21 protein-coding genes and 1 tRNA gene are annotated in these 25,992 nt (G+C 64.8%); 8 read left to right on the plus strand and 14 right to left on the minus strand.

Features of this window, described 5'->3' with window-relative positions; all coding sequences use genetic code 11:
* Window positions 1–49: 49 nt before the first annotated feature.
* Genes JF515_RS00235 through JF515_RS00260 form a run of 6 tightly spaced genes read right to left on the minus strand, consistent with a single transcriptional unit; the run spans window position 50 to window position 6,339 of the window.
* On the minus strand, window positions 50–1,093 hold the full coding sequence (locus tag JF515_RS00235; RefSeq protein WP_203099770.1) for a CorA family divalent cation transporter: 1,044 nt from the start codon (window positions 1,091–1,093) through the stop codon (window positions 50–52).
* Between the two features lie 15 nt (window positions 1,094–1,108).
* Window positions 1,109–2,101, minus strand: coding sequence for a YhdH/YhfP family quinone oxidoreductase (locus JF515_RS00240; protein WP_203099772.1), 993 nt, complete (start codon window positions 2,099–2,101; stop codon window positions 1,109–1,111).
* Window positions 2,102–2,124: 23 nt separating this feature from the next.
* Entirely contained in the window at window positions 2,125–3,177 is a 1,053-nt protein-coding gene (sohB, locus tag JF515_RS00245) for a protease SohB (protein ID WP_203099774.1), read from the minus strand.
* A gap of 21 nt (window positions 3,178–3,198) precedes the next feature.
* Window positions 3,199–3,849, minus strand: a complete 651-nt coding sequence (locus JF515_RS00250; RefSeq protein ID WP_203099776.1) for a hypothetical protein — start codon at window positions 3,847–3,849, stop codon at window positions 3,199–3,201.
* Window positions 3,846–4,667 carry an NAD(+) diphosphatase gene (nudC, locus tag JF515_RS00255; RefSeq protein ID WP_238400752.1) on the minus strand — a complete coding sequence of 274 codons (822 nt, stop codon included), beginning with the start codon at window positions 4,665–4,667 and terminating at the stop codon, window positions 3,846–3,848. The genes JF515_RS00250 and nudC overlap by 4 nt, the downstream gene beginning before the upstream one ends.
* A complete protein-coding gene (locus JF515_RS00260) occupies window positions 4,660–6,339 on the minus strand; it encodes a hypothetical protein (protein WP_203099778.1) in 1,680 nt (559 codons plus the stop codon). Before JF515_RS00260 ends, nudC begins: the two co-directional genes overlap by 8 nt.
* 306 nt (window positions 6,340–6,645) lie before the next feature.
* Between JF515_RS00260 and nhaB the strand changes: the two genes are divergently transcribed.
* Window positions 6,646–8,241 (plus strand): sodium/proton antiporter NhaB, encoded by a 1,596-nt coding sequence (gene nhaB, locus JF515_RS00265; RefSeq protein WP_203099780.1) that lies wholly within the window; start codon window positions 6,646–6,648, stop codon window positions 8,239–8,241.
* Between the two features lie 94 nt (window positions 8,242–8,335).
* Here the strand turns inward: nhaB and dnaQ are convergent, their stop codons facing one another.
* The 3 genes from dnaQ to JF515_RS00280 are packed head-to-tail and all read right to left on the minus strand — an operon-like array spanning window position 8,336 to window position 10,350.
* Window positions 8,336–9,052 carry a DNA polymerase III subunit epsilon gene (gene dnaQ / locus JF515_RS00270; RefSeq protein ID WP_203099782.1) on the minus strand — a complete coding sequence of 239 codons (717 nt, stop codon included), beginning with the start codon at window positions 9,050–9,052 and terminating at the stop codon, window positions 8,336–8,338.
* Window positions 9,049–9,492, minus strand: a complete 444-nt coding sequence (gene rnhA / locus JF515_RS00275; RefSeq protein ID WP_203099784.1) for a ribonuclease HI — start codon at window positions 9,490–9,492, stop codon at window positions 9,049–9,051. The genes dnaQ and rnhA overlap by 4 nt, the downstream gene beginning before the upstream one ends.
* A 3-nt stretch (window positions 9,493–9,495) precedes the next feature.
* Window positions 9,496–10,350, minus strand: coding sequence for a methyltransferase domain-containing protein (locus tag JF515_RS00280; protein ID WP_203099786.1), 855 nt, complete (start codon window positions 10,348–10,350; stop codon window positions 9,496–9,498).
* A gap of 61 nt (window positions 10,351–10,411) precedes the next feature.
* On the opposite strand from JF515_RS00280, the gene gloB reads away from it, so the two are divergent.
* From gloB to JF515_RS00315, 7 genes are all read left to right on the plus strand, one after another.
* Complete coding sequence (gloB, locus tag JF515_RS00285; RefSeq protein ID WP_203099788.1) at window positions 10,412–11,185, plus strand: hydroxyacylglutathione hydrolase; 774 nt, start codon at window positions 10,412–10,414, stop codon at window positions 11,183–11,185.
* Between the two features lie 216 nt (window positions 11,186–11,401).
* The gene (locus JF515_RS00290; RefSeq protein ID WP_238400753.1) at window positions 11,402–12,967 is read left to right on the plus strand and encodes a LysM peptidoglycan-binding domain-containing protein; all 1,566 of its coding nucleotides are present in this window, start codon (window positions 11,402–11,404) and stop codon (window positions 12,965–12,967) included.
* A gap of 105 nt (window positions 12,968–13,072) precedes the next feature.
* The gene (locus tag JF515_RS00295; RefSeq protein ID WP_203099792.1) at window positions 13,073–14,869 is read left to right on the plus strand and encodes an extracellular solute-binding protein; all 1,797 of its coding nucleotides are present in this window, start codon (window positions 13,073–13,075) and stop codon (window positions 14,867–14,869) included.
* Window positions 14,869–15,951, plus strand: a complete 1,083-nt coding sequence (locus JF515_RS00300) for a microcin C ABC transporter permease YejB (RefSeq protein WP_203099794.1) — start codon at window positions 14,869–14,871, stop codon at window positions 15,949–15,951. The genes JF515_RS00295 and JF515_RS00300 overlap by 1 nt, the downstream gene beginning before the upstream one ends.
* Window positions 15,951–16,997 (plus strand): ABC transporter permease, encoded by a 1,047-nt coding sequence (locus tag JF515_RS00305; protein WP_203099795.1) that lies wholly within the window; start codon window positions 15,951–15,953, stop codon window positions 16,995–16,997. The genes JF515_RS00300 and JF515_RS00305 overlap by 1 nt, the downstream gene beginning before the upstream one ends.
* Window positions 16,994–18,601, plus strand: a complete 1,608-nt coding sequence (locus tag JF515_RS00310) for an ABC transporter ATP-binding protein (RefSeq protein ID WP_203099797.1) — start codon at window positions 16,994–16,996, stop codon at window positions 18,599–18,601. Before JF515_RS00305 ends, JF515_RS00310 begins: the two co-directional genes overlap by 4 nt.
* A gap of 72 nt (window positions 18,602–18,673) precedes the next feature.
* Window positions 18,674–19,477, plus strand: a complete 804-nt coding sequence (locus JF515_RS00315) for an enoyl-ACP reductase FabI (protein ID WP_203099800.1) — start codon at window positions 18,674–18,676, stop codon at window positions 19,475–19,477.
* A gap of 76 nt (window positions 19,478–19,553) precedes the next feature.
* Here the strand turns inward: JF515_RS00315 and JF515_RS00320 are convergent, their stop codons facing one another.
* The 5 genes from JF515_RS00320 to clpX form a co-directional block, all read right to left on the minus strand.
* Window positions 19,554–21,497 (minus strand): SurA N-terminal domain-containing protein, encoded by a 1,944-nt coding sequence (locus JF515_RS00320; protein ID WP_203099802.1) that lies wholly within the window; start codon window positions 21,495–21,497, stop codon window positions 19,554–19,556.
* Between the two features lie 151 nt (window positions 21,498–21,648).
* Window positions 21,649–21,725: transfer RNA gene (locus JF515_RS00325), tRNA-Asp, on the minus strand.
* Between the two features lie 10 nt (window positions 21,726–21,735).
* Complete coding sequence (locus JF515_RS00330) at window positions 21,736–22,008, minus strand: HU family DNA-binding protein (protein WP_161384330.1); 273 nt, start codon at window positions 22,006–22,008, stop codon at window positions 21,736–21,738.
* Between the two features lie 227 nt (window positions 22,009–22,235).
* Window positions 22,236–24,632, minus strand: a complete 2,397-nt coding sequence (lon, locus tag JF515_RS00335) for an endopeptidase La (protein ID WP_203099804.1) — start codon at window positions 24,630–24,632, stop codon at window positions 22,236–22,238.
* Window positions 24,633–24,667: 35 nt separating this feature from the next.
* A complete protein-coding gene (gene clpX / locus JF515_RS00340) occupies window positions 24,668–25,948 on the minus strand; it encodes an ATP-dependent Clp protease ATP-binding subunit ClpX (RefSeq protein WP_203099806.1) in 1,281 nt (426 codons plus the stop codon).
* Window positions 25,949–25,992 lie beyond the last annotated feature (44 nt).

Here is a 25,992-nt window from a genome sequence, read left to right on the forward strand (position 1 = left end):
ACCGTTTCAGCCGCAATGCGGCCGAGCCGGAATCCGAGCCTCTTCTGATTCACTTCTTGCGCAGTAACCACGAGGTGCGCGTCAGCACCCCCAACCGCCCAAGGCGCACCGCCTTGCTGGCGCGGTCGCCGAACCAGCGCTGGCGCACCATCCAGAGCAGCAAGAACACCGAAATCACCCCCAGAAAGCCCAGGAACCACCAGAAGGCGTTCGGGTCCTCGACGCCGGGCATGCCGCCGATGTTGATGCCGAACAGGCCGGTGAGAAAACCCAGCGGCAGAAAGATCGCGCTGATGATCGCCAGCAGGTACATGCGATCATTGATCGCCTCGTTCTGCACCGAAAACACTTCTTCCTGGAGCAGTGTGGCCTGATCCCGGGCGGCGTCCAGATCCTCCACCAGGCGTGTCAGACGGTCTCCCGCTTCACGGACCATTTCCGCGTCATCACGGTCCAGGCGTGCGTCGCCCTGCAGCCGGCTGATCGCCTCTCGCTGAGGCGCCAGATAGCGACGCAGGGCAATGGCGCGCCGGCGTACGCCGCTGATGGCATGGGTCAGTGCCCGGTCCGGCGAATGTTCCAGCGCATCGGAGCACTGCCCCACCAGATCCTCCAGCCGCTCGATCACGTCCTCCATGCGCCAGGTCAGCCCATCCACCAGCCAGGCCAGCAATTCGGAACCAGACGCCGGTCCCTCGCCCTTGAGCAGGTTGTCACTGATCTCGTTGACGGTGAAAAGCTGGCGCTTCTGGGTGCTGATGATCAGGTTGTCCTTCAGCCACAGACGGATGGCGATCATGTCCTCGGGGCGGGCGTCCGGGTACAGATTCACGCCGCGTAGATAGACCAGCAACCCGCCGCCCACCTCCGCCGCCCGGGGCCGAGTATCCGGGGTGACCAGAGCCTCGGCCACGGCATCGGGGATCGACGGCTGCGCCAGCAGCCACTGGTAGGCGTCGTCGGCGGTGTAGTCCAGATGCACCCAGACCGGCTCGCGCCGCTCGGGCAGCCGCTCGCCGAGCGTGAAGGGCTCGGCGCCGCCGGCGCCGTCCAGTTGCAGGGCCAGCTTGGCCCAGGGGGGATTCTCGGCCACCGGATGCCTCCTGGTTCAGTCCGCGATCTTGACGACCACGCGCCCGCGCACTCCGCCTTTGAGAATGCGCTCGAACCAGTCCGGCAACTGGTCGCGGGTGACTTCCGCGGCTTCCAGCTTGGCCAGGTCGGGGCGCCAGTCGCTGGCCAGCAGCTGCCACATCTGCTGCTTGACCTCGCAGGGCAACTCAACGCTGTCCACGCCGAGCAGGTTGACGCCGCGCAGGATGAACGGGAACACGGTGGCATTCTCCAGCTTCGGCGAGCCGGCCAGGCCGCAGCAGGCCGCGCTGCAACCGTACTTAAGGCCCTTCAACGCGCTCACCAGGGCGTCGCCGCCGACGCAGTCCACCACCCCGGCCCAGCGGGGCTTGAGCAGCGGCTTCTCGAGCCCCTCCAGAAGCGCGTCCCGGCCCAGGATCTCGGCGGCGCCGAGTTCGCGCAGCCAGTCGTGGGCGTCCGTCTTGCCGGTAACCGCCACCACGGTGAAGCCCAACCGCGACAGAATCGACACCGCCGTGCAGCCCACGCCGCCGGTGGCACCGGTGACCAGCACTTCGCCCTGCTCCGGCTGCAGGCCGGTGTCCAGCAGCGCCTCCACGCACAGCGCGGCGGTGAGGCCGGCGGTGCCCAGCAGCATGGCGTCCCGGGGGCTCAAATCCGCCGGCAGCGGCGCCAGCCATTCGGCGGGCACGCGGATGTAATCCCCGTAGCCGCCGGCGGTGTTCATGCCCAGGTCGTAGCCGGTGCAGATGACCACGTCGCCGGGGCTGAACGGTCCGGCGGCGGCCTCTTCCACCACGCCCACGGCGTCGATGCCGGGGGTGTGAGGAAACGAGCGGGTGACGCCCTTATTGCCGCTGGCGGACAGGGCGTCCTTGAAGTTGAGCGATGACCAGGCGACCCGTACCAGCACCTCGCCCTCGGGCAGGTCGGTGAGTTCCCGTTCGCCCACGTGGCTGCGGTAGCCATCGTCGGTCTTTTCGGTGATCAGTGCCTTGAAACCCATGGGTCAGCTCCTTTGGTCGGGCATCAATGGAGCTGGCGCTGGCTACCCCGGTGCCAGAAACGGTCGATCAGGCGCTGCGCCGCGCCCTCCAGGGAAAAGCCCAGTTTTTCCGCCAGCTTGCGCTTGTATTCCCAGTTGAGCTCGTAGATGTCCACGTGCTCCTTGCGCCCTTGCAAGTATTCATCACTGGTCATGATATCGTCCACCAGGCCCAGGTCCCGGGCGCGGGTGCCGAACCAGTGCTCGCCGGTGGCCACGGTGTCGATGTCCAGCCCGCGACGGTGTTCGCGCACGAAGCTCTTGAACAGCTGGTGGGTCTCCTCCAGTTCTTCCTGGAATTTCTCACGCCCCTTGGCGGTGTTCTCGCCAAGCATGGTCAGGGTGCGCTTGTATTCGCCGGCGGTCATCAGCTCCACGTCCACGTCGTTCTTCTTGAGCAGACGATGGAAGTTGGGGATCTGGGCGACCACGCCAATGGAGCCGATCACCGCGAAGGGCGCCGCCAGAATGCGGTCGCCAATACAGGCCATCATATAGCCGCCACTGGCGGCGACCCGGTCCACCGCCACGGTGAGCTTGAGCCCCCGGCCACGCAGACGGCGCAGCTGCGACGCCGCCAGGCCATAGCTGTGCACCAGGCCGCCGGGGCTTTCCAGGCGCAACAACACTTCGTCGTCCTTATTGGCGACTTCCAGCACCGCGGTGATCTCGCGGCGCAGCCGCTCCACGTCGCTGGCCTGGATATCACCGTCGAAATCGAGCACGAACAGACGCGCCTTGCTCTTGGCCTCGGCCCCGGCCTTTTTGCGCTGCTTGGCCTTGGCCTTTTCTTCCTTGCGCTTTTTCTTGGCGTCGGCCTTACGCTCATCCGCCGGCAATACCTGATAACTGATGCTGTCGCGCAGATCCTCGAAATCCTCGTTGAGGCTGCGTACCCGCAGCTCCCCCTCCCGGGGGGTACGCTGGCGGTTGCGCATGGCGGTGGCGGCGATACCCGCCACCACAATCAAAATCGCCACCACGAGGGTGGCGACCTTGGCGAGAAACATGCCGTACTGATAAAGAAAATCGATCACCGTGTCCGTTACCCGTCCTGTTTATTGCCAGCCCGCCACGGCGCGCTGGGCGCTGCCGTTGAGCGGTCGTCCGATCAACCCGCCCGCCGGCGGCACCGTCACCTCGAAAATGGCGCCGTCCGCCATGGGCAGGTAAGCCGCGCTACCATAGCGCGCATCGACCAGGAAACTCCAGCCCTCGCGGGCATGGCTCCAAACGTCCATGCCCAGGGGCGTCTTGCTCAGGCTGTACACGGTGCGTTCCTTGGAGCGCTCGTCCTCCAGAGCGAAATAACGGCCCTGAATGCGGTCGAGCTGATAGCCGGGTTTGAGGCCCAGCAACGTGAAGGGCATCTTCCATTTGACGATGCGGGCATCCAATTGCCACTGATCACCGTTGAGGCGGAAGTCCTCGCTGCTGCCGTCGTCACGGGTGACGGTGGCGATGTAACTCTGATCACCGGTGGCGCGAAAGCTCACCGTGGCCACCGGAACTTCCTCGTTGAGCTCGTGGAAGCTGTAAAGGTTGAGCGCCACCAGCACCAGGTAAACCGCCAGCGCCACCAGAGCCAGGCCGGCGGTGCCCTTGATCCACTGCCACACCCACTTATGGCGCAGCAGTACCCAGGCACCCACCAGGATCAGCACCAGGCTCACCGCCAGGATCAGAAAAGGCGCCACACTGAAACTCATCGGTTGTCCCGCCAATCATCAATCAGGGACCGGGCAATGCTGCCCGGCGGTGGAATTTGCGGCAGCTCGCTGTAGTGGAACCAGCGCGCATCGGTGATCTCGTCGTCGTCGATGCGGATCTCGCCGCCGGCGTAGGCGGCGTGGAACCCCAGCATCAGCGAATGAGGAAACGGCCAGGACTGGCTGGCGAAGTAACGCAACTCACCCAGGCTCACCCCACTCTCCTCCATCACTTCCCGGCGCACCGCCTGCTCGGCGGTTTCACCGGCTTCCATGAAGCCGGCCAGGCAGGAATAGAAACCTTCCGGAAAGCGCGCGGAATGGCCCAGCAGGGCATGGTCGCCGTCAGTGACCAGGGCGATCACGCAGGGGGTGATGCGCGGGTACTGACGATAATCGCAGGCCGGGCAAATCATCGTCAGCTCGGTGGCATGGGGCTCGGTGGCGGTGCCACAGCGGCTGCAGAAGCGATGGTTGTAACGCCAGCTGATCACTTGCAGGGCGCGGGCGGCCATGGTGAACAGCGCCTCGTCCATCTGGCCCAGCAACTGGCGCAGGGACATCGGGTACAGCGGCCGGTCGGCGAGTTCGTGATCGGCCTGCAGGCACACATAGCAGGGCTCGTCGTGCAACAGGCCCAGGAAACGATAATCGGGATGCCCCCGGAGCAAAAAGGCGGGCAGCCTGGGGATGCCCGCTCCGGGGTGTTGTTCCGTGTCCACGCAGATTTGCTGCTCGTGGATCACGAACACCCAGGCCTCTTCCGCCCGGGAAGGTTCCGGGGCGGACAGGTCCATGGGGTTCGGCGTGTCAGCCATTCGGGTTCTCCGTCGCCGGGTAGCCCAGTTCCGCCACCGCCTGTTCGGCCACGTCGAGCACCCCTTCGCCAATCGGTTTCTGTTCTTCCATGCTCTCCAGATAATAATCAATCCCCGTGAGAGCGTCGGCAAGGGTTTCCATGGCCGGCTGGCCCGGTGGCTCATCGCCGTTGAGCAGTTGTTCCTCGATATAGCGGCGGCAGGCGGCGATCACCCGACAGGCCCTCTCCAACTCCAGGAACATGAGCCCCCCGCAGATCGTGGCGAAGGTGCCCGGCAGGTTGGTGATGTGCATCGGGTCCCAGTGATTTTCCATGAAACTGGCCAGCGATCGCTTGGCCAGCGCCAGCCCGGCCCGGCACTCTCCCACCACCGTCATGCGGGCATCGTCCAACTGGTACAGGGAGATACTGCTATTAGTCGCGTCACGGCGTACGTCGTCGCTGGGCGCCAGGCTGCGCTCCAGGCTGGCAACGGTGTTCTCGGCGGCCAGCAGATCGTCCACCAGGGCGTGGAACTCCACGCTGTCCACCTCGGTGTCCGCCGGCCAGTCGGCGATCGCGGCGGCGCGCTCGCGAAGCGCCGTGGCTTCCTGTTCCTTGCCGACCATCTCGAGGGTGCTGGCGATGCGGCGCAGGCCGCCGGCCACGGCGGCGTAATCGGTGTCGGCGACGCCCTGGGCGGCCAGGTCCAGGGTATCCTTGATCTGGTTGATCTCGTCTTTCAGAGCACCGGCCACGGAGCGGATCACCGAGCCCCGGGAGCCGGTCATCAGCGCCAGTTCACGCTGCAGGTCGGCGTCGCTGATGCGCCCGCCGACGCCGAACACCCGGCGAACCTCCTGCGCCGCCGGCGTGGCGCCGGAGCCCAGACTGGCAAGAAACAGGCTTTCCTTGATCAGCATCAGCGGCGCTTCCTTGCCCAGTGCGTGCTCGCCGTCGTACACCAGCTTCTTGAGCTGGCGGTCGTATTGGGCCAGCAGCGCCTTGCGCGCCGGCGTGATCACCATGCCATCGGCGGCCAGGCTCTCGGTGGCGGCTCGCGCCACCCACCAGAAACGGCCCAGCGCGCAGTCGCCGCACAGCGCATCGACCCGTTGCAGGGCGCGGGCCATGAGCTTGAGATGGGCATCCCGATTCTGCCCGCGCAGCAGACCGAGCAGGCCCACCTGATACATATGACGCAGGCGCCGGCCCTGGGACGCCAGCGCCGAGGGATCGCCGGCCGCCGGTACCGGGTCGCGGGCCCGGGACAGATCGACACTGAAGAAATGACTTTCCTGAATCAGGGACTTGCCGCCCGCACGGCGTAATTCGTTGATGCCGCCGATCAGCAGTTCGGGCTGGGCGCGATCCTTGAGTTGGACGTATTCATAGTAGCGCCCGAGCAGCACGATGGCGTTGCCCAGAGCCTGAACCAGGCCACGATCGTGCTGGCGCTTGAGGGCTTCGGTGGCCAGTTCCATCTCTTCGCTCATCAGCGTGGCGGCACTCAGCTCCAGCACCTGGGAGATGCCGCGAAGCTGGTGGAAGGCGCTGGCGCAGTGGTCCAGGACGGCGGCGTCGCCGCGATCCTCGGCGAACGCCTCGAGGCTGGCCTCGGCTTCGCTGAGCGTGGTGTCGATGGCCTCCTTCAGGAAGGTCAAGGAGGTGGTATTGGTTATGGCGACCATGCGTGACGAAACCCCTGGTGAAAATTATCCCCGACCGGTCGGAACGCGCTCGGGAGCGGCGCGCACAACGCGGCAAAACCCCGTCAAAGCGATGTTTTCACTTTCTCACGGGCTTCAACAATGCGTCAACTTTCAACTCTAAGCAACTGATTCCTCGGCATATTGTTAACCTCTGCACAGCCTCGAAACCGCCCCGCGCCTTGATCCGGAGCAAAGCCCGGGCACCCTGCCCTGTACCCGGGCAAAGGAAGTGCTTATTATTGCGCCGCCCATCCGATGCCAACTCATAAATAAGCAGGAAGAGCCATGTCCGCCCATCTCGGCCGTGCCTTCGGTCAGAATTTCCTGGGGCAAGCCCCCGCCTGGTACAAATACACCATTGTCGCCTTTCTGATCGCCAACCCGATCGTGGCCTGGACTCTGGGGGAGGCCACCGCCGGCTGGCTGCTGCTGGCGGAGTTCATTTTCACCCTGGCCATGGCGCTTAAATGCTACCCGCTGCAGCCCGGTGGCCTGCTGGCCATCGAGGCGCTGCTGATCGGCCTGACCTCGCCGACCACGGTACTGCACAAGGTGGAGGGCAACCTTGAGGTGCTGCTGCTGCTGATCTTCATGGTGGCCGGCATCTTCTTCCTCAAGGACCTGCTGCTGTACGTGTTCACCCGGCTGCTGCTTGGGGTGCGCTCCAAGATGATGCTCAGCCTGCTGTTCTCCATCGCCGCCGCGGTGCTGTCCGCGTTCCTCGACGCGCTTACCGTCACCGCGGTGGTGATCGCGGTGTGCACCGGGTTTTACGGCATCTACCACAAGGTGGCGTCGGGAAAGAATTTCCAGCAAAAACACGACCACGGCGACGACACCTCCGTGGAGGATCTGCACCGCGAGGATCTGCGCCGCTTCCGCGCTTTCCTGCGCAGCCTGCTGATGCATGCCGCCGTGGGTACCGCCCTGGGCGGCGTGTGCACCCTGGTGGGCGAACCACAGAACCTGCTGATCGCCACCAAGGCGCAGTGGGAGTTCGGTGAATTTTTCCTGCGCATGGCGCCGATCAGCCTGCCGGTACTGGTCTCCGGCCTGCTCACCTGTCTGTTCCTGGAATGGAGCGGTAGTTTCGGCTACGGCGAGGAGATCCCGGAAAAGGTCCAGGCGATCATGCGCCAGTCCGCCCTGGAGCAGGAAAGCCGCCGCACCACTCGCGACAAGGTGAACCTGGTGGTACAGGGCCTGATCGCCGTCTGGCTGGTGGTGGGCCTGGCCACCCACGCGGCGCCGGTGGGTCTGGTGGGTCTGAGCGTGATCATCCTGGCCACCGCCTTCTGCGGCATTATCGAGGAACATCGCCTGGGCGCCGCCTTCGAAGAAGCACTGCCCTTCACTGCCCTGCTCACGGTTTTCTTCGCGGTGGTGGCGGTAATCGCCGACCAACAACTGTTCGCGCCGGTGATCGAGTACGTGCTGTCCCTGGAGCGGGATGCCCAGGGCTCCGCCTTCTACCTGGCCAACGGCGTGCTCTCGGCGGTATCCGATAACGTTTTCGTCGCTTCCGTGTACATCGATGAAGTAGCCCTGGCGCTGGTTAACAACGAGATCAACCGCGACACCTTCGACCTGCTGGCCGTGGCCATCAACACCGGCACCAACATTCCGTCGGTGGCGACCCCCAACGGTCAGGCGGCGTTTTTGTTCCTGCTCACCTCGGCCCTGGCGCCGCTGGTGAGGCTGTCCTACGGTCGCATGGTGGTGATGGCGCTGCCCTACACCATCGTCATGAGCCTCACCGGTCTGGCGATGACCGCCATTGCCCTGGAGCCGGCCACCGAGTACATGTACGAGCAAGGCTGGATTGAGCACCACCAGTCCAGCGAGCTGAACCTGGACGCGGATACGACGCCGCACCATTGAACCTCTAAGCAATCGCGACTGAAGTCGCTCCTACAGGTGGTTCGGTGCGGGTAGGAGCGACTTCAGTCGCGATTCCAGCCCCTCCGGCTAAACCTCAGCCTTCCAATTCTTCCCACAGCGTGCGCTGACCGTTCTTGCCGGCAATGGCGGACAGCTTGGCGCGATGACGCTCGGCGTCGCCATCGCTGGCGCGAACCACCGTCAGGCGGGGCCGGTCCACGGCCAGACGGCGGATCGCCTCGGCCACCCCGGCGCCCTCGTCGGCGCCCTCGGCGCCCAGGGAAAGCCGCGTCTGGCCACCAGTCATGGCCAGGTAAACGTCCGCCAGGATCTCCGCATCCAGCAAAGCACCGTGCAGTTCCCGGTGGCCGTTGTCCACGTCGTAGCGGCGGCACAACGCGTCGAGGCTGTTCTTCTGGCCCGGGTGCAGATCGCGGGCCAGTTTCAGGGTATCAAGTACCCCGCAGGCCTCGGCGATGGTGCCCCACTCCCGGCCCAGGCGACGCAGTTCGTGATCCAGGAAGCCCACATCGAAGGGCGCGTTGTGGATCACCAGCTCGGCGCCACGCACGAAATCCATGAACTCCCGGGCAATCTGATCGAAAGTCGGCTTGTCGGCCAGGAACTCGGTGGTGATGCCGTGCACCTCCAAGGCGCCCTCGTCGATGTCACGCTCGGGATTGATGTACAGGTGCAGGTTGTTGCCGGTCAGGCGGCGGTTTTCCACCTCCACGCAGCCGATCTCGATGATGCGGTGCCCGGACTGCGGGTCCAGGCCGGTGGTCTCGGTATCCAGTACGATCTGTCTCATGCCCGTGCCTTCATTTCATCAATGCCGCGGTTGGCGAGCTGGTCGGCGCGCTCGTTCTCCGGGTGGCCGCTGTGTCCCTTGACCCAGTGCCAGCGCACCCGGTGGCGGGCCGCCGCCTGGTCCAGGCGCACCCACAGGTCCTGGTTGACCACCGGCTTTTTGGCGGCGGTCTTCCAGCCGCGCTTCTTCCAGTTGGCAAGCCATTCGGTGATGCCCTTGCGCACATACTGGGAATCCGTGGTCAGACGCACCTCGCACTCCTCGCGCAGCGCCTCCAGCGCCTGGATCGCCGCCATCAGTTCCATGCGGTTATTGGTGGTGTGCGGCTCGCCGCCGTACAGTTCCTTCTCATTGTTGCCGTGGCGCAATACCGCGCCCCAGCCACCGGGCCCCGGGTTTCCCCGGCAAGCGCCGTCGGTGAATATTTCGACCTGCTTCAACGATTACTCCGTATTCCGTTCCTGCCGCCAACGGGCCACCGGCACCGAGACCACCGTGGGGCGCTGCCTGCTGAACGCCCGGGATGGGGCCAGCGGGCGCATCATCGCCGCCCGCTTGCGCGCCACCAGCAGATAGACCCCGCCGAAGCGCCACCACAGGCGCCGCCCCAGCCATTCCAGCCAGCGCAGACGAGCCCGGCCGCGGTCGGCCAGCGGCAGATTATAGAAGCCACCGGCCAGGCCTTCGACCTCGAAGCCCAGCACATGCAGCCAGTCACTGACCCGATAGGGTCGGAAGTAGCGCCCGTTCCAGCCCGGGCGGCCATCGCCGCCCCGCAACCAGCGGGCCAGCCCCAGGGGGCTGATGGGATGAAAGCCCAACACCGCGATCACGCCGCCCGGCGCCACGCAGCGGGCCGCCTCGCGCAACGCCTGGTGGGGGTTGTCCTGGAATTCCAGACCATGGTGCAGCAGCACCACGTCGACGCTGTTCTTGGCCACCGGCAGCGCCAGGGGGCAGGCTTCCATGCGCACCGGCTGCGCGGTCGCGCCGTCGGCGTCACGCTCGGGGTAACAACCGAGGTACCGGTCGAGATCCGGGGCGCCGCCGCCCAGGTGAATCGGGTTCACCGCGCAGCGCCACGGCAGGCGGATGCCGGCCAGCATGTCGCGGCCGCGACCGCCGCTGATTTCCATCGCGCGCTGGCCCACCAGCTTGGGCAGCCAGTCGGCCAGCATGGCCCGTTCGGCACCGAGCACCGCCTGGCCGGCTTCACTCTCCAGCCAGACATCGAAGCGCCGTGTCATGTCCGCGGGCTGGCGGCGGAACGGGGAACGGGAAAGCGGAGGCAGCTGCATTTCTGACATTCTCCCTGCCGGCTGTTAGCATCTGAACACCCCAAGCACAGAGTAACACGTCATGCTGCAAGCCCCTACGGCGATCCCCGCCTTCTCCGACAACTACATCTGGGCGATCCACGACGGCACCCACTGCGTGGTGGTGGACCCGGGCGACGCGCGCCCGGTGGAAGCCTGGCTGGCCCGGGAGGGCCTCACCCTGAGCGCGCTGCTGATCACCCATCACCACCCGGACCATGTGGGTGGCGTCAGCGCCCTGTGCGAAAACCGCGACATTCCGGTGTACGGCCCGGCCCGGGAAACGATCCCGGAAATGGACCACCCGCTGCGCGACGGCGACCGGGTTCGGCTGGCCACCCCGGACCTGGAACTGGAAGTCCTGGACGTGCCCGGCCATACCCTGGGGCACATCGCCTTCCATGCCCCGGAACAGGGCTGGCTGTTCTGCGGCGATACCCTGTTTGCCGGCGGTTGCGGCCGCCTGTTCGAGGGCACCCCGGAGCAAATGCACCACTCCCTGACCCGTCTGGCCGGGTTGCCGGAACAGACCCTGGTGTTCTGCGCCCATGAGTACACCCAGGCCAATCTGTCGTTCGCGGCCACCGTGTCACCGGAGGACCCGGCCGTGGCCGAGCGCCTGGCGCGGGTTCGCGAGTTGCGCGGGGAGGACCGCATCACCCTGCCCTCCACGGTCGGCGAGGAGAAGCGCACCAACCCCTTCCTGCGCGCCGCCGAGCCGTCCCTGCGCCAGGCCTGCGAACGCCATTTCGGTGAGCGCCCGGACACCCCGGTGGCCTCCTTCGCCGCCCTGCGACGCTGGAAGGATTCCGCCTGAGCAAAGCACGAAACAGGAAAATCCGGCACGAATATGGCATTGTGATGTCCATCGAATTTCCGGGGGAACGCATCGCGGCGGTGGCCTTTTTGCTTGCCCCGCCCTGGGGCGATGCCTAGAATCCACTTAAGCTTTCATTCGTATATTGTTGTTATGAATAAACTTCTGGGTTGCGTGACCTTGGGGGTCGCGCTTATGGGGAGTGGCTGTGCCCTGATGCCTTCAGGCTCGGCCCCATCGGATCAACCGTCGTCGCGGCACGTGGACGAGCTGCCGCCCATGCCGGCCGCCGAGCCATCTCTGGACAATCCGGATCTGGCCAATGGCATGGCCGAGCCGGAACCGCGCAATCCGGATCGCGCCTCCAACGCCGACCGGGATTTGTGGGATCGTATCCGCGCCGGCTACCGCCTAAATCTGGATATGGACAATGACCGGGTGCGCGCCCAGCGCGAATGGTATGCCCGCCATCCGTCCTATTTCACCCGCGTCACCACCCGCTCGGAACGCTACCTCCATTTCATCGTCGAGGAAGCGGAAGCCCGCGACATGCCTCTCGAGCTGGTGATGCTGCCGGTGGTGGAAAGCGCCTTCGACCCCTTCGCTTACTCCCACGGTCGCGCCGCCGGCCCCTGGCAGTTCATCCCCTCCACCGGCAAGTACTTCGGGCTGGATCAGACCTGGTGGTACGACGGACGGCGGGACATCAAGCGCTCCACCCGTGCCGCGCTCGACTATCTGCAGAAGCTGTCGGCCCGGTTCGACGGCGACTGGTTGCTGGCCCTGGCCGCCTATAACGCCGGTGGCGGCACCGTTTCCCGGGCCCGCCGCCATAATGAGGAGGCCGGCAAGCCGCTGGATTTCTGGAGCCTGGATCTACCCCGGGAAACCACCGCCTATGTGCCCAAACTGCTGGCGGTGGCGCAAATCGTTCGCGACCCGGAGCGCTACGGCGTGACCCTGCACCCGATCGATGACGAGCCCTATTTCGCCTCCGTGGACGTGGGCGGCCAGATCGATCTGGCCCAGGCCGCCAGCATGGCCGGCATCTCCACCGAGGAGCTCTATCTGCTCAACCCGGCCTTCAACCGCTGGGCGACGGCCCCGGACGGCCCCACCGACCTGCTGGTGCCGGTGGATCAGGCCGACGAGTTCCGCGAGCGGCTTGCCGCCCTGCCCGTCGATCAGCGCATGCGCTGGTTGCGCTACACCATCCGGCGTGGCGACTCGCTGAGCGGTATCGCCCGGCAGCATCGCACCACCGCGGCGGTGCTGCGTGATATCAACGATCTTCACGGCAGTACCATCATCGCCGGGCGCACCCTGCTGATCCCGGAACCGGCGGCGGACCAGTACCAACTCAGCGCCGACGCCCGGCTGGCCAAGCAGCAGGGTCGCGACCGCGCCGGGCGCCAGCGCGTCGATCACCGTGTCTCCAGCGGCGATACCCTCTGGGACCTGGCGCGCAGCTACGATGTCAGCGTGCGCGCCCTGGCGCGCTGGAACAACATGGCGCCGGGTGATCCGCTGCGCGTCGGCCAGACCCTGGCGGTGTGGACCGAGAACGGCGCGGCGGCCCCGGTGAGCGGCGCCGACCGCCAGGAGATGATCCGCAAGGTGCGCTACTCGGTGCGCCGCGGCGACTCCCTGTACGCCATCGCCGACCGATTCAACGTGTCGGTAAGCCAGATCCGCGACTGGAACAACGGCGTGCAGGGCAACCGCTATCTGCAACCCGGTGATCGCCTGACCCTGTACGTGGACGTGCGCAGCGCCCCCTGAACTTCCGGCGGCGCGCGCAGTCCGGGTATTGGTGAATAACACGGCCTGGGCTATGGTGACGCCACCGGTCCTTTTCAGGAGTGCACAATAACGATGACAGGCGCCATGCGGTCTTTTCTTACCCTTCTTTTTCTGGTGCCGGCCATGTTCGCCGGCGCCGCCCGGGCGGACGTGATCACCGCCCACGCCATCGCCATGCACGGCACGCCCAAATACGGGCCCGGGTTCCAGCACTTCGACTACGTCAATCCGAACGCCCCCAAGGGCGGCACCCTGCGCCTGCACGAACTGGGTGGCTTCGACAATTTCATGCCCTGGTTGCCCAAGGGCACCGCCGCCAGCGGCGTGGAGGGCTACCTGTACGACAGCCTGCTGGCCCCCAGCCTGGACGAACCGTTCAGCGAGTACGGCCTGCTGGCGGAAAAGATCGAGTACCCCGAGGACCGCTCCTGGGTGATCTTCACGTTGCGCGCACAGGCGCGCTTCGCCGACGGCGAGCCGGTACGCGCCGAGGACGTGGCCTGGACCTTCCGCCAGCTGCGCGAGGAAGGCGCGCCCTTCTACGCCTATTACTATGGCGATGTGGAAAAGGTCGAGGCGCTGTCCGAACGCAGGGTCAAATTCACCTTCAAGCCCGGCGATAACCGGGAATTGTTGATGATCGTCGGCCAGTTACCGGTGATGCCCAAGCATTACTGGGACGACAAGACCTTCGCCGATGCCACCCTGGTGCCGCCGATCGGCTCCGGCCCCTACCGGATCAAGAGTTTCAAACCCGGCAAGCGGGTGGTCTACAAACGCCGCGACGATTACTGGGCCAGGGACCTGCCGGTAATGCGCGGTCGCTTCAACTTCGATCGGGTGATCTACGAATACTACCTGGATGAAACCGTGGCGTTGGAAGCGTTCAAGCGCGGCGACTATGGCTGGCGCACGGAAACCAATTCCAAGCTCTGGGCCACCGCCTACACCGGCGATGCCTTCGACAGCGGTCGCCTGGTCACCGAGGAGGTGTCACACAGCAATCCCGCCGGCATGCAGGGCTTCATCTTCAATACCCGCCGCCCGCTGTTCCAGGACCCGGTACTGCGCGAGGCGATCGGCTACGCCTTCGATTTCGAGTGGTCCAACAAGAACCTGTTCTACGGTCAGTACCAACGAACCCGCAGCTACTTCCAGAATTCCGACCTGGCCGCCACCGGCCTGCCCGACGAGCAGGAGCTGGCGCTGCTGGAGCCGCTGCGCGACGACCTGCCGCCCCGGGTCTTCACCGAGGCCTACCAGCCACCGGTGTCCGACGGTTCCGGCCGGCCCCGGGAGAACCTTCGCCATGCCCAGCAATTGCTGATGAAGGCCGGCTACAAGGTGCGCGACGGTAAACTGCATACCGCGGACGGCAAACCGGTGAAGTTCGAGTTCCTGCTGTTCCGCCCCGCCTTCGAACGGGTGGTGCTGCCGTTCGCCCGCAATCTGAAGACCCTCGGCATCGACGTGGACGTGGTGCGGGTGGACCAGTCCCAGTACGTTCAGCGGCTGCGCCAGTACAACTTCGACATGCTGATCCAGGGCTGGGGTCAATCCACCTCGCCGGGTAACGAGCAGCGCGGTTTCTGGAGTTCCGAAGCCGCCGAGCGGGAAAGCAGCCGCAATTTCGCCGGCGTCAGCAACCCGGCGGTGGACGCCCTGGTCGACAAGGTGATCCGGGCCAAGACCCGCGAGGAACTGGTGACCCGAACCCGCGCGCTGGACCGGGCCTTGCAGTGGGGCTTCTACGTGGTGCCCAACTGGTACGCCCCCAAGCACCGCTTCGCCTACCGTTCCGGGTTGGCGCACGCGCCGCTGCCACCCTATGTGCCCATCCTGGGCGCCCTGGACCTCTGGTGGGATAAAAGCGCCGACTGATGCTGGTCTATATCCTCAAGCGCCTGGCGCTGATCGTCCCTACCCTGTTCGGCATTCTGCTGCTGAATTTCGTGATCGTGCAGGCGGCCCCGGGCGGCCCGGTGGAGAAAGCCCTGGCGCAACTCCAGGGCCTGGGTGGCGGTGGCACCGGCGGTGGCTTCGCCGGCACCACCGCGGATTTCACCGGCGGCGGTGATGGAGGCTATCGGGGCTCGCGGGGGCTGCCACCGGAGCTGGTGGCCCGCATCGAGAAGCTGTATGGCTTCGACAAGCCGGCTCCGGAGCGCTTCTGGCTGATGGTCAAGCGCTACCTGACGTTCGACTTCGGCGAGTCCTACTACCGCGACAGGCCGGTCAGTACCCTGATCGCGGAACGGTTGCCGGTGTCGATTTCCCTGGGGCTGTGGAGCACGCTGATCACCTATCTTGTGGCGATACCGCTGGGCATCCGCAAGGCGGTGCGCGACGGCAGCCGCTTCGATGTCTGGACCAGTACCGCCATCGTGGTCGGCTACGCCATCCCCAGCTTTCTGATCGCCATCCTGCTGGTGGTGTTGTTCGCCGGCGGCTCCTACCTGGAGTGGTTCCCGTTGCGCGGGCTCACCTCCGACGACTTCGACCAGCTTTCCACCTTCGGCAAGGTGCTGGACTACTTCCATCACATCACCCTGCCCACCCTGGCCATCGTGATCGGCAACTTCGCCACCCTGACCATGCTCACCAAGAACTCCTTCCTGGACGAGATCGGCAAGCAGTACGTGCAGACCGCCCGGGCCAAGGGGCTCACCGAGAAAGGGGTGCTCTACGGCCACGTGTTCCGCAACGCCATGCTGATCATCATCGCCGGCTTCCCGGCCGCGTTCGTGGGCATGTTCTTCACCGGTGTGCTGCTGATCGAGTACATTTTTTCCCTGGACGGCCTCGGCCTGCTGGGCTTCGAATCGGTGATCAACCGGGATTACCCGGTGGTATTCGGCACCCTGTTCATCTTCACCCTGCTGGGCATGCTGCTGAAGCTGGTGTCGGACCTCACCTACATGTGGGTGGACCCGCGCATTGATTTCGAGCGGAGGGCTCGCTGATGGAGCTGAGTCCAATCTGGCGGCGCCAGTGGCACACCTTCCGCCGCAACCGTCGCGGGCTGTGGTCGCTGTACCTGTTCCTGGTGCTGTTCGTGCTCAGTCTGGGCGCCGAGTTCGTCGCCAACGACAAGCCGATCCTGGTGCGTTACCAGGGCGAACTGTACATGCCGGTGTTCAATGTCTACCCGGAAACCACCTTCGGCGGCCTGTTCGAAACCGAGGCCAATTACCGTGACCCCTACGTGGCGGAGCTGATCAACGACGACGGCTGGATGCTGTGGCCGCCAATCCACTACAGCTACGACACCATCAACTACGATCTGCAGGTGCCGGCGCCGGCGCCCCCCTCGGCGGAGAACTGGCTGGGCACCGACGACCAGGGCCGTGATGTGCTGGCGCGGCTGATCCACGGCTTCCGGCTGTCGGTGCTGTTCGGGCTGATTCTGACGGTCGCCGCCAGTGCCATCGGCATCGTGGTGGGCGCGGTGCAGGGCTACTACGGCGGCTGGCTGGATCTGGCCGGCCAACGCTTCGTGGAAGTGTGGTCGAGCATGCCGATCCTGTATCTGATCATCGTTATTTCGAGTTTCGTGGTGCCCGGCTTCTGGACCCTGCTGTTGATCCTGCTGCTGTTTTCGTGGATGACGCTGGTGGATCTGGTGCGCGCGGAATTCCTGCGTGCCCGCAACCTGGATTATGTACGCGCCGCCCAGGCCCTGGGCGTGCGCACGCCGGTGATTCTATTCCGGCATATGCTGCCCAATGCCATGGTCGCCACCCTCACCTACCTGCCGTTCGTGCTCAATGCCTCGGTGATCATGCTCACCTCCCTGGACTTCATCGGCTTCGGGCTGCCGCCGGGCTCGCCGTCGCTGGGCGAACTGCTCGGCCAGGGCAAGGCCAACCTGCATGCTCCCTGGCTGGGACTGAGCGCCTTCGTCACCCTGGCGCTGATGCTGTCGCTGCTGGTGTTCGTGGGCGAGGCGGTGCGTGATGCCTTCGATCCACGCAAGTACCTGGCCGCCGAGCGTGGAGAAACACCATGAGCCTGCTGAGCGTTCGCGATCTGAGCATCTGGTTCGATGACCCGTCGAAGCCGGCGGTGGACGGCGTGGATCTGGATATCGAGGCCGGCCGCATGCTCGCCCTGGTGGGAGAATCCGGCTCCGGCAAGTCGCTCACCGCCCTGTCGCTGATCGACCTGCTGCCCCCTGGCGCCAGCCGCCAGGTAGCGAGCCTGGCCCTGGAAGGCGAGGACGTATCGGGCTGGCCAGAGGCGCGCCGCCGGGCGCTGCGCGGCGGCCGCATCGGCACCATCTTCCAGGAGCCACTCACCGCCCTGAATCCACTGCACAAGGTCGAGAAACAGATCGGCGAGGCGATCCGCGTGCACCAGAGGCTGGGCCGCGAAGCGGTGCGCCGGCGTTGCCGGGAGCTGCTTGCCCAGGTGGACCTGCCCGCCAGCGAGGACATGCTGGCGCGCTACCCCCACCAGCTCAGCGGCGGGCAGCGGCAACGGGTGATGATCGCCATGGCCCTGGCCAACGACCCACAACTGCTGATCGCCGACGAGCCGACCACGGCCCTTGATGTCACCATCCAGGAAACCATTCTGGATCTGCTCAAGCGGCTGCAGCGCGAGCGACATCTGAGCATTCTGCTGATCAGCCATGACCTCGGCCTGGTGGGCCGCTTCGCCGAGGAAGTGGCGGTGATGCACCGGGGCCGGATCGTGGAACGGGGCGCCACCGAACAGGTGCTTAACCATCCTCGCGACGCCTACACCCGCCATCTGCTGGACAGCGAGCCCGCCGGACGCCCGGACCCGCTGCCCGCCGATCCCCCGGTGCTGCTGCGCGCCGACGATCTGGCGGTGCACTTCCCGGGCCGCCGGCGGGGCTGGCTGGGCCGGCGAGACACCGTGGCCGCGGTGGACGGGGTGTCCTTTCAGGTCCATCGTGGCGAGACCCTGGGCGTGGTGGGCGAATCCGGTTCCGGCAAGTCCACCGTGGCGCTGGCCCTGCTACGCCTGATCCAGGCACGGGGCAAGGTGGTTCTGCTGGATCAGCCGCTGCACGAGCTGGGCGCCCGCGCCCTGCGCCCCTGGCGGCGCCATATGCAGGTGGTGTTCCAGGACCCCTACGGCAGCCTCAACCCACGCCTGACCGTGTCCCAGGCGGTGGAGGAAGGCCTGCGCGTGCACCACAAGGAACTGGATGCCGGCCAGCGCGCCACCCGGGTCCGCGATCTGCTCGCCGAGGTCGGCCTGCCGGCGGATAGCGGCGACCGCTATCCCCACGAATTCTCCGGCGGGCAGCGCCAGCGCATCGCCATCGCCCGCGCGCTGGTGCTGGAGCCGGACCTCCTGATTCTGGATGAACCGACCTCGGCTCTGGACCGCAGCGTCCAAGCCCAGGTGCTGGAGCTGCTCAAGACGCTGCAGCGCCGCCACGGGCTCAGCTATGTGTTCATCAGCCACGACCTCAAGGTGGTGCGCGCCATCAGCCATCGGCTGCTGGTGATGCGTCATGGCAAGGTGGTGGAGCATGGCGACACCGACCGGGTCTTCGCGAACCCGGAGGACGCCTACACCCGGCGTCTGATCGACGCCGCCTTCAGCCGCGACGGGAAACAAGCCGTTGCACAATAACCCCTCCAGCGCCTTTTAAGGTCCCCAGGATCGCCTATACTGGGCGCCGGAGTGACTTTTTGAGGACAAACCATGGGTTTTCTCGCAGGCAAGCGATTCCTGATCGTGGGCATCGCCAGCGACCGTTCCATCGCCACCGGCATCGCCGAGGCCATGCACCGGGAAGGCGCCGAACTGGCCTTCACCTACCAGAACGACAAGCTCAAAAGCCGGGTGGTGAAAGCCGCCGAGCGCTATGGCAGCAGCGAAGCACTGTGCTTCCCCTGTGACGTTACTTCCGACGAGCAGATCCAGCAGGTCTTCACCGATCTCGGCAAGCAGTGGGAAGGACTGGACGGCGTGGTGCACGCGGTCGGCTTCGCCCCCGCCAACGAACTGGACGGCAACTTCGCCGACGTGGCCACCCGGGAAGGCTTCCGCATGGCCCACGACATTTCCGCCTACAGTTTCGTGGCCCTGGCCCAGGCCGCGCGGCCGATGATGGCGGGCCGCAACGGCGCCCTGCTCACCCTCAGCTATCACGCTTCCCGCCAGACCGTGCCCAACTACAACGTCATGGGCCTGGCCAAGGCCAGCCTCGAGGCTTCCGTGCGCTATCTGGCCGCCAGCCTGGGCCCGGAAGGCATCCGCGTGAACGGCATCTCCGCCGGCCCGATCCGTACCCTGGCGGCGTCCGGCATCAAGAAGTTCCGCAGCATGCTGGACTACAATGCGGCCAAGGCGCCGCTGCGCCGTAACGTGACCATCGAGGAAGTGGGCAACACCGCCGCTTTCCTGTGCTCGGACCTGGCCTCCGGCATCAGCGCCGAGATCACCTACGTGGACGGCGGTGCCGCCACCGTGTCCATGCCTTTCGAGGAGCCCGGCGAGGAATAGCCCGTCACCCAGCGATGCCGCATGGAAAAAAGCCCGCCGTTTGGCGGGCTTTTTTTTTGGTGCGGCGCGGCGCCGGTCAGGGCTGCGGCTGCCCGGCCGGTTGGGAATCACCCTCGGCGAGCCGGTTGGGATGCAGCTCCACGTCCAGGTTATCACGCAGGAAACCCATCACCTGGCGGAAGGTACGTTCGCCTTCCACCCGGGCCAGTTCCTGCAAAGCCTGTTGTTGCTGCTCATCGGGCAACGCTTCCACGGCGCCATCTTCCACGCCGGTAACCTGGAAGGCCACCAGATCACCGTTGCGCAGATCCACGAAGCGAATGCCGCTGGTGTCACCGTCGGCGGGCCGGGGCGTGGCGAAGACCGCGTCGGTAACCGCCATGTCCGGTTCCGCCGCGCCACGCTGCAGGCCGCTTTCCTCTTCCACCGCCGCGTTGAGCAGCTCGGCCACCCGGTTCAGATCGGCACCGTCGTCTTCCGCCGCCGCGCGGGCCTGGTCGGCCAGACTGGCGGCCTGGTCGCGGGCCTTGCGAAGGCGCAGCTGGGCGACGATGTCGTCGCGTACCTGGTCCAGCGGCAACGGTTCCGCGGCCTGGGTATCCTGCAGACGCACCGCCACGAAACGGTCGCCGCCCAGGTCGAGCAGATCGCTGTTGTGGCCCTGTTCACGCACCGCGTCGCTGTTCAACGCCTGCCGCACCTGGTCATTATTGAGCGGCGCCGGCAGATTCTGCAGGGACACCCAGTCAGTGGTTTCCAGGGGCAGATTCAGTTGCTCGGCGGGCACTTCCAGGTTGGCGTGCTCATAGATCAGCTCTTCCAGGGTGACCAGATCCTCGGACAGCATGGACTGGGCCTGGGCACGTTGCAGATCGGCGACGATCTGATCGCGCATTTCCGCGAGCGGCGCCATCTCCGCTTTTTGCTCGCTCTCCACCTTCAGCAGGTGAACCCCGGCGTCGGACACCACCGGATCGGAGACCTCGCCCACGGACAAGTTTACCAGCGCCTCGTCCAGCGGCTTGGGCAGGTCACCGGGCTCCACGGTACCCAGCTCACCACCGCTGTTGGCGGTGGCGGCGTCGTCGGAGTACTCGGCGGCCACGTCGGCGAAGCTGTCGCCGGATTCCAGGGCCTGGCGGGCCTCCCGCGCGCGGGCCAGAGCGGCGTCCTCGTCACGATCGTCGTTCACCGCGATCATCACATGGGCCACCTGACGGCGGGTGGAGGCGTTTTCGCGCATCTGTTTACGCGCCTGATACTCGCCACGGACCTGCTCATCACTGATCTCGATGCGATCGCGGTAATGATCCGGGGCCAGCTCCAGATAACGAACGCGCAGTTGCTCGGGACGCATGAATTCGCCTTGGTGCTCCTCGTAGAAGGCATTTACCTCCTCATCGGACACCGACACGTCACGACGCAGCTGATCCAGGTCCAGACGCACATAGCGAATATCGCGGCGCTGCTCACCCAGCCGGCGTTGCTCCGCCAGTTCGTTGGGCAGCGCGAAGTCGGTACCGGCGAACGCGGCGCGGTATTGCTGGCTGATCCGCTCCTGGCGAATCCCGTCCAGGTAACCCTGGGGCGTCATACCCTGGGCACGGACCATCTGCTCGAAACGCGTTTCGGAAAAGGCGCCGTTGTCGACGAAGGCGGGGTTATCGCGGATCTCACGGGCCGCCTGGGTGTCGCTGTAGGCCATGTTGGCGTTACGCGCGGCACTGATCATCAACTGCTCGTTGACGATGCCCTGCAGCACCATCTGCGGCCGGATAAAGGAGTCCAGCATGGATTCATTGATGTTGGGGCTCTGCTGACGCAGCATCTGGCGCAACTGCTGGGTGCGCGAATTTACATACGCCCGGGTAATCTTGTTGCCTTCCACTTCCGCGACCGTGCTGTCGCTGCCTCCGCCGGTAAAATAGCCATAAAAACCGGAAATAACGAAGGGAAGTATGATGGCGGCGAGCAGAACCTTGCCCACGGGGCCGCGGACAAATCGCCTGAACTCCTGCATGGTTTACTCCAAGGGATCGTCTTTTTTTATCGATGAAAACCGGTGCCGTTGATGTCGGCCGTGGCGTTTTGACCCGCCGCGCTCCGTCCGGTTCCGGCCCCCGCATCCAGAAAGCAAAAAAGCGTACCCACTGCGGATACGCTTATTCGGCTGGCGGAGCGGACGGGACTCGAACCCGCGACCCCCGGCGTGACAGGCCGGTATTCTAACCAGCTGAACTACCGCTCCTGAAACCGGCTCAGTTCACGGCGTCCTTAAGTGCTTTACCGGCTTTGAAACCAGGTACCTTGGCCGCGGCGATCTTGATGGTCTCGCCGGTCTGCGGGTTACGACCTTCCCGCGCGGCACGCTCCTTCACGGAGAAAGTGCCAAAACCCACCAGGGACACGCTGTCGCCTTTTTTCAGGGCACCGGTGACGGCGTCCAGAGTTGCATCAAGCGCGCGCCCTGCATCGGCCTTGGAGATGTCGGAGGCCGCGGCGATGGCATCGATCAGTTCGGATTTATTCACAAAATTCCCCTTTCTATTTCCCGGTTTTATGGTCGAGGCGCGATGCACTCTCCTTATGACGAAGCCGCCTTTATACCAACGGGCCCAGGGGGCGTCAAGAAAGGAAGAGGCCGTTCACACCAGCTTTAACAAAGGTAAAAAACCTTGTTGATCAACACGTTAAAAACGTAACGCAAGATCACGAATCGGTTGTGCAGCACGCATTAGAAACGCCGCGCGGGCGCGGGTCAATGGGTGCTCGGCCGTTCGGATTCTTTTTGCGCTTTTTCTTCCGCGAGAGCAAGATCCTCCTCCACTTCCGCATCGCTAAGCGGCGTCGGCGTGTGGGTCAGGGCCACTTCCAGCACCTGGTCGATCCACTTCACCGGCCGGATGTCGAGAGCTTGCTTGATGTTCTCGGGAATTTCCTTGAGGTCGCGCTCGTTTTCGTGCGGTATCAGAACCGTTTTGATACCGCCGCGATGCGCGGCCAGCAGTTTTTCCTTGAGTCCGCCGATCGCCAGGACCTGGCCGCGCAGCGTGATTTCGCCGGTCATGGCCACGTCGGCACGCACCGGGATACCGGTGAGCATGGAGACCATGGCGGTGCACATGCCAATGCCGGCGCTGGGGCCATCCTTCGGCGTGGCGCCCTCGGGCACGTGGATGTGCAGGTCGTTCCGTTCCAGTTGACGGCGGCGAATGCCCAGATGGCGGGAACGGCTTTTCACCACCGTCCAGGCCGCCTGGATGGATTCCTGCATCACGTCGCCCAGGGAACCGGTGGTGGTCACCCTGCCCTTGCCCGGCGTGGACACGCCTTCGATGGTCAGCAGCTCGCCACCCACGGAGGTCCAGGCCAGCCCTGTGACCTGGCCGACCTGATCCGCTTCCTCGGCGAGGCCGTAGCTGTAACGACGCACGCCCAGGTAATGCTCGACCTTTTCCTCGTCCAGCGTCACCGGAGCGTCATCCTTGGCCAGCAGATGCTCCTTCACCACCTTACGGCAGATCTTGCTGATCTCGCGCTCCAGACCGCGCACGCCAGCCTCGCGGGTGTAGTGTCGGATTACATGGCGCAGGGTGTCGTCATTGAACACCACTTCGCCCTCTTTCAGGCCGTTGCTCTTGATCTGCTTGGGAATCAGATACTGGGAGGCAATATTGACCTTCTCGTCCTCGGTATAACCGGGCAGACGAATCACTTCCATTCGATCCAGCAGCGGCGCCGGAATGTTCATGGAGTTGGAGGTGCACACGAACAGGGTCTCGGACAGGTCGTAGTCCACTTCCAGGTAGTGATCGCTGAAGGTGTGGTTCTGTTCCGGATCAAGTACTTCCAGCAGGGCCGACGCCGGGTCGCCCCGCATGTCCATGCCCATCTTGTCGACTTCATCGAGCAAGAACAGCGGGTTGCGTACGCCTACCTTGGACAGTTTCTGGATCACCTTGCCCGGCAAGGAGCCGATGTAGGTGCGCCGGTGGCCGCGAATCTCCGCTTCATCGCGCACGCCGCCCAGAGCCATGCGCACGAACTTGCGATTGGTGGCGCGGGCCACGGATTGCCCCAGGGACGTCTTACCGACACCGGGCGGACCCACCAGGCACAGCACCGGCCCCTTGACCTTGCCAACCCGGCTTTGCACGGCGAGGAATTCCAGGATGCGCTCCTTTACTTCCTCCAGCCCGTAATGATCCTGATCGAGAATCTTCTTGGCGTGGGCGATGTCGTGGCGAACCCGGCTGCGCTTCTTCCACGGCACCGAGGTCATCCAGTCCAGGTAACTGCGCACCACCGTGGCCTCGGCGGACATCGGTGACATCATGCGCAGCTTGTTGAGTTCGTTGCGGGTTTTTTCCTTGGCTTCCTTCGGCATGCCGACGCTTTCGATCTTCTTCTCAAGATCCTCCAGCTCGTTGCCGCTTTCGTCCAGGTCGCCGAGTTCCTTCTGAATCGCCTTCATCTGCTCATTCAGATAGTACTCGCGCTGGCTCTTCTCCATCTGTTTCTTGACCCGGCCACGGATGCGCTTCTCCACCTTGAGCACATCCATGTCGGATTCCATCAGCGCCACCAGATGCTCGACACGCTCACGCACGTCGACCATTTCCAGCACGTCCTGCTTCTCTTCCAGCTTCAGTTGCAGGTGCGCGGAAATGGTATCGGCCAGGCGGCTGATCTCGTCGATGGAGGACACCGAATTCATGATCTCCGGCGCCACCTTCTTGGACAGCTTGACGTATTCCTCGAATTTGGTGAGCAGCGAACGGGCCAGAGCCTCCTGCTCGCTTTCCGAGGGCATCGCCTCGTCCAGTTCACGCACGTCCGCCACCGCGCCGTCGTCATCGAAACGGGCGTGGGCGACATGGCCGCGACCGCCCCCTTCCACCAGCACCTTCACGGTGCCGTCAGGGAGGCGCAGCATCTGCAGGATGGTGGACACCGTGCCCACCCGGTAAATGTCCCTTTCGCCCGGATCATCGTCGGACGCGTTGCGCTGGGCCACGAGCATGATCTGCTTGTCGCTGGCCATGGCCGTTTCCAGCGCGGCGATGGATTTTTCCCGGCCCACGAACAGCGGGATCACCATATGGGGGTAAACCACCACGTCACGCAGTGGCAGCAGAGGAATCTCTTTCAGCACGTATCGCCCCTATCGTTGGTTTGTGGGCGCCCGATTCAATCGGGCGCCACTCTGGACGTCTGCTCGCTGTTCTCGTAAATCAGCAACGGTTCCGATTCGCCGTCGATGGTGGCGCTGTCGATCACCACCTTGACCACGCCTTCCAGGGACGGTACCTGATACATGGTATCCAGCAGCACCGCTTCCAGAATCGAGCGCAGCCCACGGGCGCCGGATTTGCGTTCCATGGCCTTGCGGGCCACGGCGCGCAAGGCGTCGTCGCGGAAGTCCAGTTCCACGCCTTCCATCTCGAACAGGCGTGTGTATTGTTTGGTGAGCGCGTTGCGCGGTTCGGTGAGAATCTGAACCAACGCGTCCTCGGAGAGTTCCTCCAGGGTGGCGATCACCGGCAGGCGGCCAATGAACTCCGGAATCAGGCCGTACTTGACCAGATCCTCGGGCTCCACGGTGGCCAGCATCTGCCCCACGGTGAGGGCGGTGTCCTTGCTCTTCACCTCGGCGGAGAAACCGATGCCGCCCTTCTCGGAACGGTCCCGGATCACCTTGTCGAGGCCGGCGAACGCGCCGCCGCAGATGAACAGAATGTTGGAAGTGTCCACCTGCAGGAATTCCTGCTGCGGATGCTTGCGGCCGCCCTGGGGCGGCACCGAGGCCACGGTGCCCTCGATCAGCTTCAGCAGCGCCTGTTGCACGCCCTCCCCGCTCACGTCGCGGGTGATGGAGGGGTTGTCTGACTTGCGCGAGATCTTGTCGATCTCGTCGATGTAGACGATGCCGCGCTGGGCCTTGTCCACGTCGTAATCACACTTCTGCAACAGTTTCTGGATAATGTTTTCCACATCCTCGCCCACGTAACCCGCCTCGGTGAGGGTGGTGGCGTCGGCGATGGTGAACGGCACATTGAGCAAACGCGCCAGGGTCTCGGCGAGCAACGTCTTGCCGCTGCCGGTGGGGCCGATCAACAGGATGTTGCTCTTGCCCAGCTCCACGTCCTCGCGGCTGCGCGATTTGGTGCCCAACCGCTTGTAGTGATTGTAGACCGCCACGGACAGTACCCGCTTGGCGCGTTCCTGGCCGATCACGTAGTCATCCAGGGTGGTCTTGATCTCCTGCGGCTTGGGCAGACGTTCGTCGCCGCTGTCGCCGGATTCTTCCTGCACCTCCTCACGGATGATGTCGTTGCACAGATCCACGCACTCGTCGCAGATAAAGACCGACGGGCCCGCGATCAGCTTGCGGACTTCATGCTGGCTTTTGCCGCAGAACGAGCAGTACAGCAGCTTGCCGTCGTCGCCCTTTCCGGTGGTATCGGTCATCGAATCGCCTCAGAACCTGATGTTTCAGTTTGAAGATGCAGGGT

Source organism: Alloalcanivorax marinus (assembly GCF_016785095.1).
GTDB classification, from domain to species: Bacteria; Pseudomonadota; Gammaproteobacteria; order Pseudomonadales; family Alcanivoracaceae; genus Alloalcanivorax; species Alloalcanivorax marinus_A.

What these genes read in the sequence shown, in the direction of transcription:
- JF515_RS00240 (WP_203099772.1), bottom strand. Translation starts at nt 2,101, where the DNA reads ATGGGTTTCAAGGCACTGATCACCGAAAAGACCGACGATGGCTACCGC.
- JF515_RS00250 (WP_203099776.1), bottom strand. Translation starts at nt 3,849, where the DNA reads ATGAGTTTCAGTGTGGCGCCTTTTCTGATCCTGGCGGTGAGCCTGGTG.
- nudC (WP_238400752.1), bottom strand. Translation starts at nt 4,667, where the DNA reads ATGGCTGACACGCCGAACCCCATGGACCTGTCCGCCCCGGAACCTTCC.
- JF515_RS00260 (WP_203099778.1), bottom strand. Translation starts at nt 6,339, where the DNA reads ATGGTCGCCATAACCAATACCACCTCCTTGACCTTCCTGAAGGAGGCC.
- nhaB (WP_203099780.1), top strand. Translation starts at nt 6,646, where the DNA reads ATGTCCGCCCATCTCGGCCGTGCCTTCGGTCAGAATTTCCTGGGGCAA.
- dnaQ (WP_203099782.1), bottom strand. Translation starts at nt 9,052, where the DNA reads ATGAGACAGATCGTACTGGATACCGAGACCACCGGCCTGGACCCGCAG.
- JF515_RS00280 (WP_203099786.1), bottom strand. Translation starts at nt 10,350, where the DNA reads ATGCAGCTGCCTCCGCTTTCCCGTTCCCCGTTCCGCCGCCAGCCCGCG.
- gloB (WP_203099788.1), top strand. Translation starts at nt 10,412, where the DNA reads ATGCTGCAAGCCCCTACGGCGATCCCCGCCTTCTCCGACAACTACATC.
- JF515_RS00290 (WP_238400753.1), top strand. Translation starts at nt 11,402, where the DNA reads ATGCCTTCAGGCTCGGCCCCATCGGATCAACCGTCGTCGCGGCACGTG.
- JF515_RS00295 (WP_203099792.1), top strand. Translation starts at nt 13,073, where the DNA reads ATGCGGTCTTTTCTTACCCTTCTTTTTCTGGTGCCGGCCATGTTCGCC.
- JF515_RS00300 (WP_203099794.1), top strand. Translation starts at nt 14,869, where the DNA reads ATGCTGGTCTATATCCTCAAGCGCCTGGCGCTGATCGTCCCTACCCTG.
- JF515_RS00305 (WP_203099795.1), top strand. Translation starts at nt 15,951, where the DNA reads ATGGAGCTGAGTCCAATCTGGCGGCGCCAGTGGCACACCTTCCGCCGC.
- JF515_RS00310 (WP_203099797.1), top strand. Translation starts at nt 16,994, where the DNA reads ATGAGCCTGCTGAGCGTTCGCGATCTGAGCATCTGGTTCGATGACCCG.
- JF515_RS00315 (WP_203099800.1), top strand. Translation starts at nt 18,674, where the DNA reads ATGGGTTTTCTCGCAGGCAAGCGATTCCTGATCGTGGGCATCGCCAGC.
- JF515_RS00320 (WP_203099802.1), bottom strand. Translation starts at nt 21,497, where the DNA reads ATGCAGGAGTTCAGGCGATTTGTCCGCGGCCCCGTGGGCAAGGTTCTG.
- clpX (WP_203099806.1), bottom strand. Translation starts at nt 25,948, where the DNA reads ATGACCGATACCACCGGAAAGGGCGACGACGGCAAGCTGCTGTACTGC.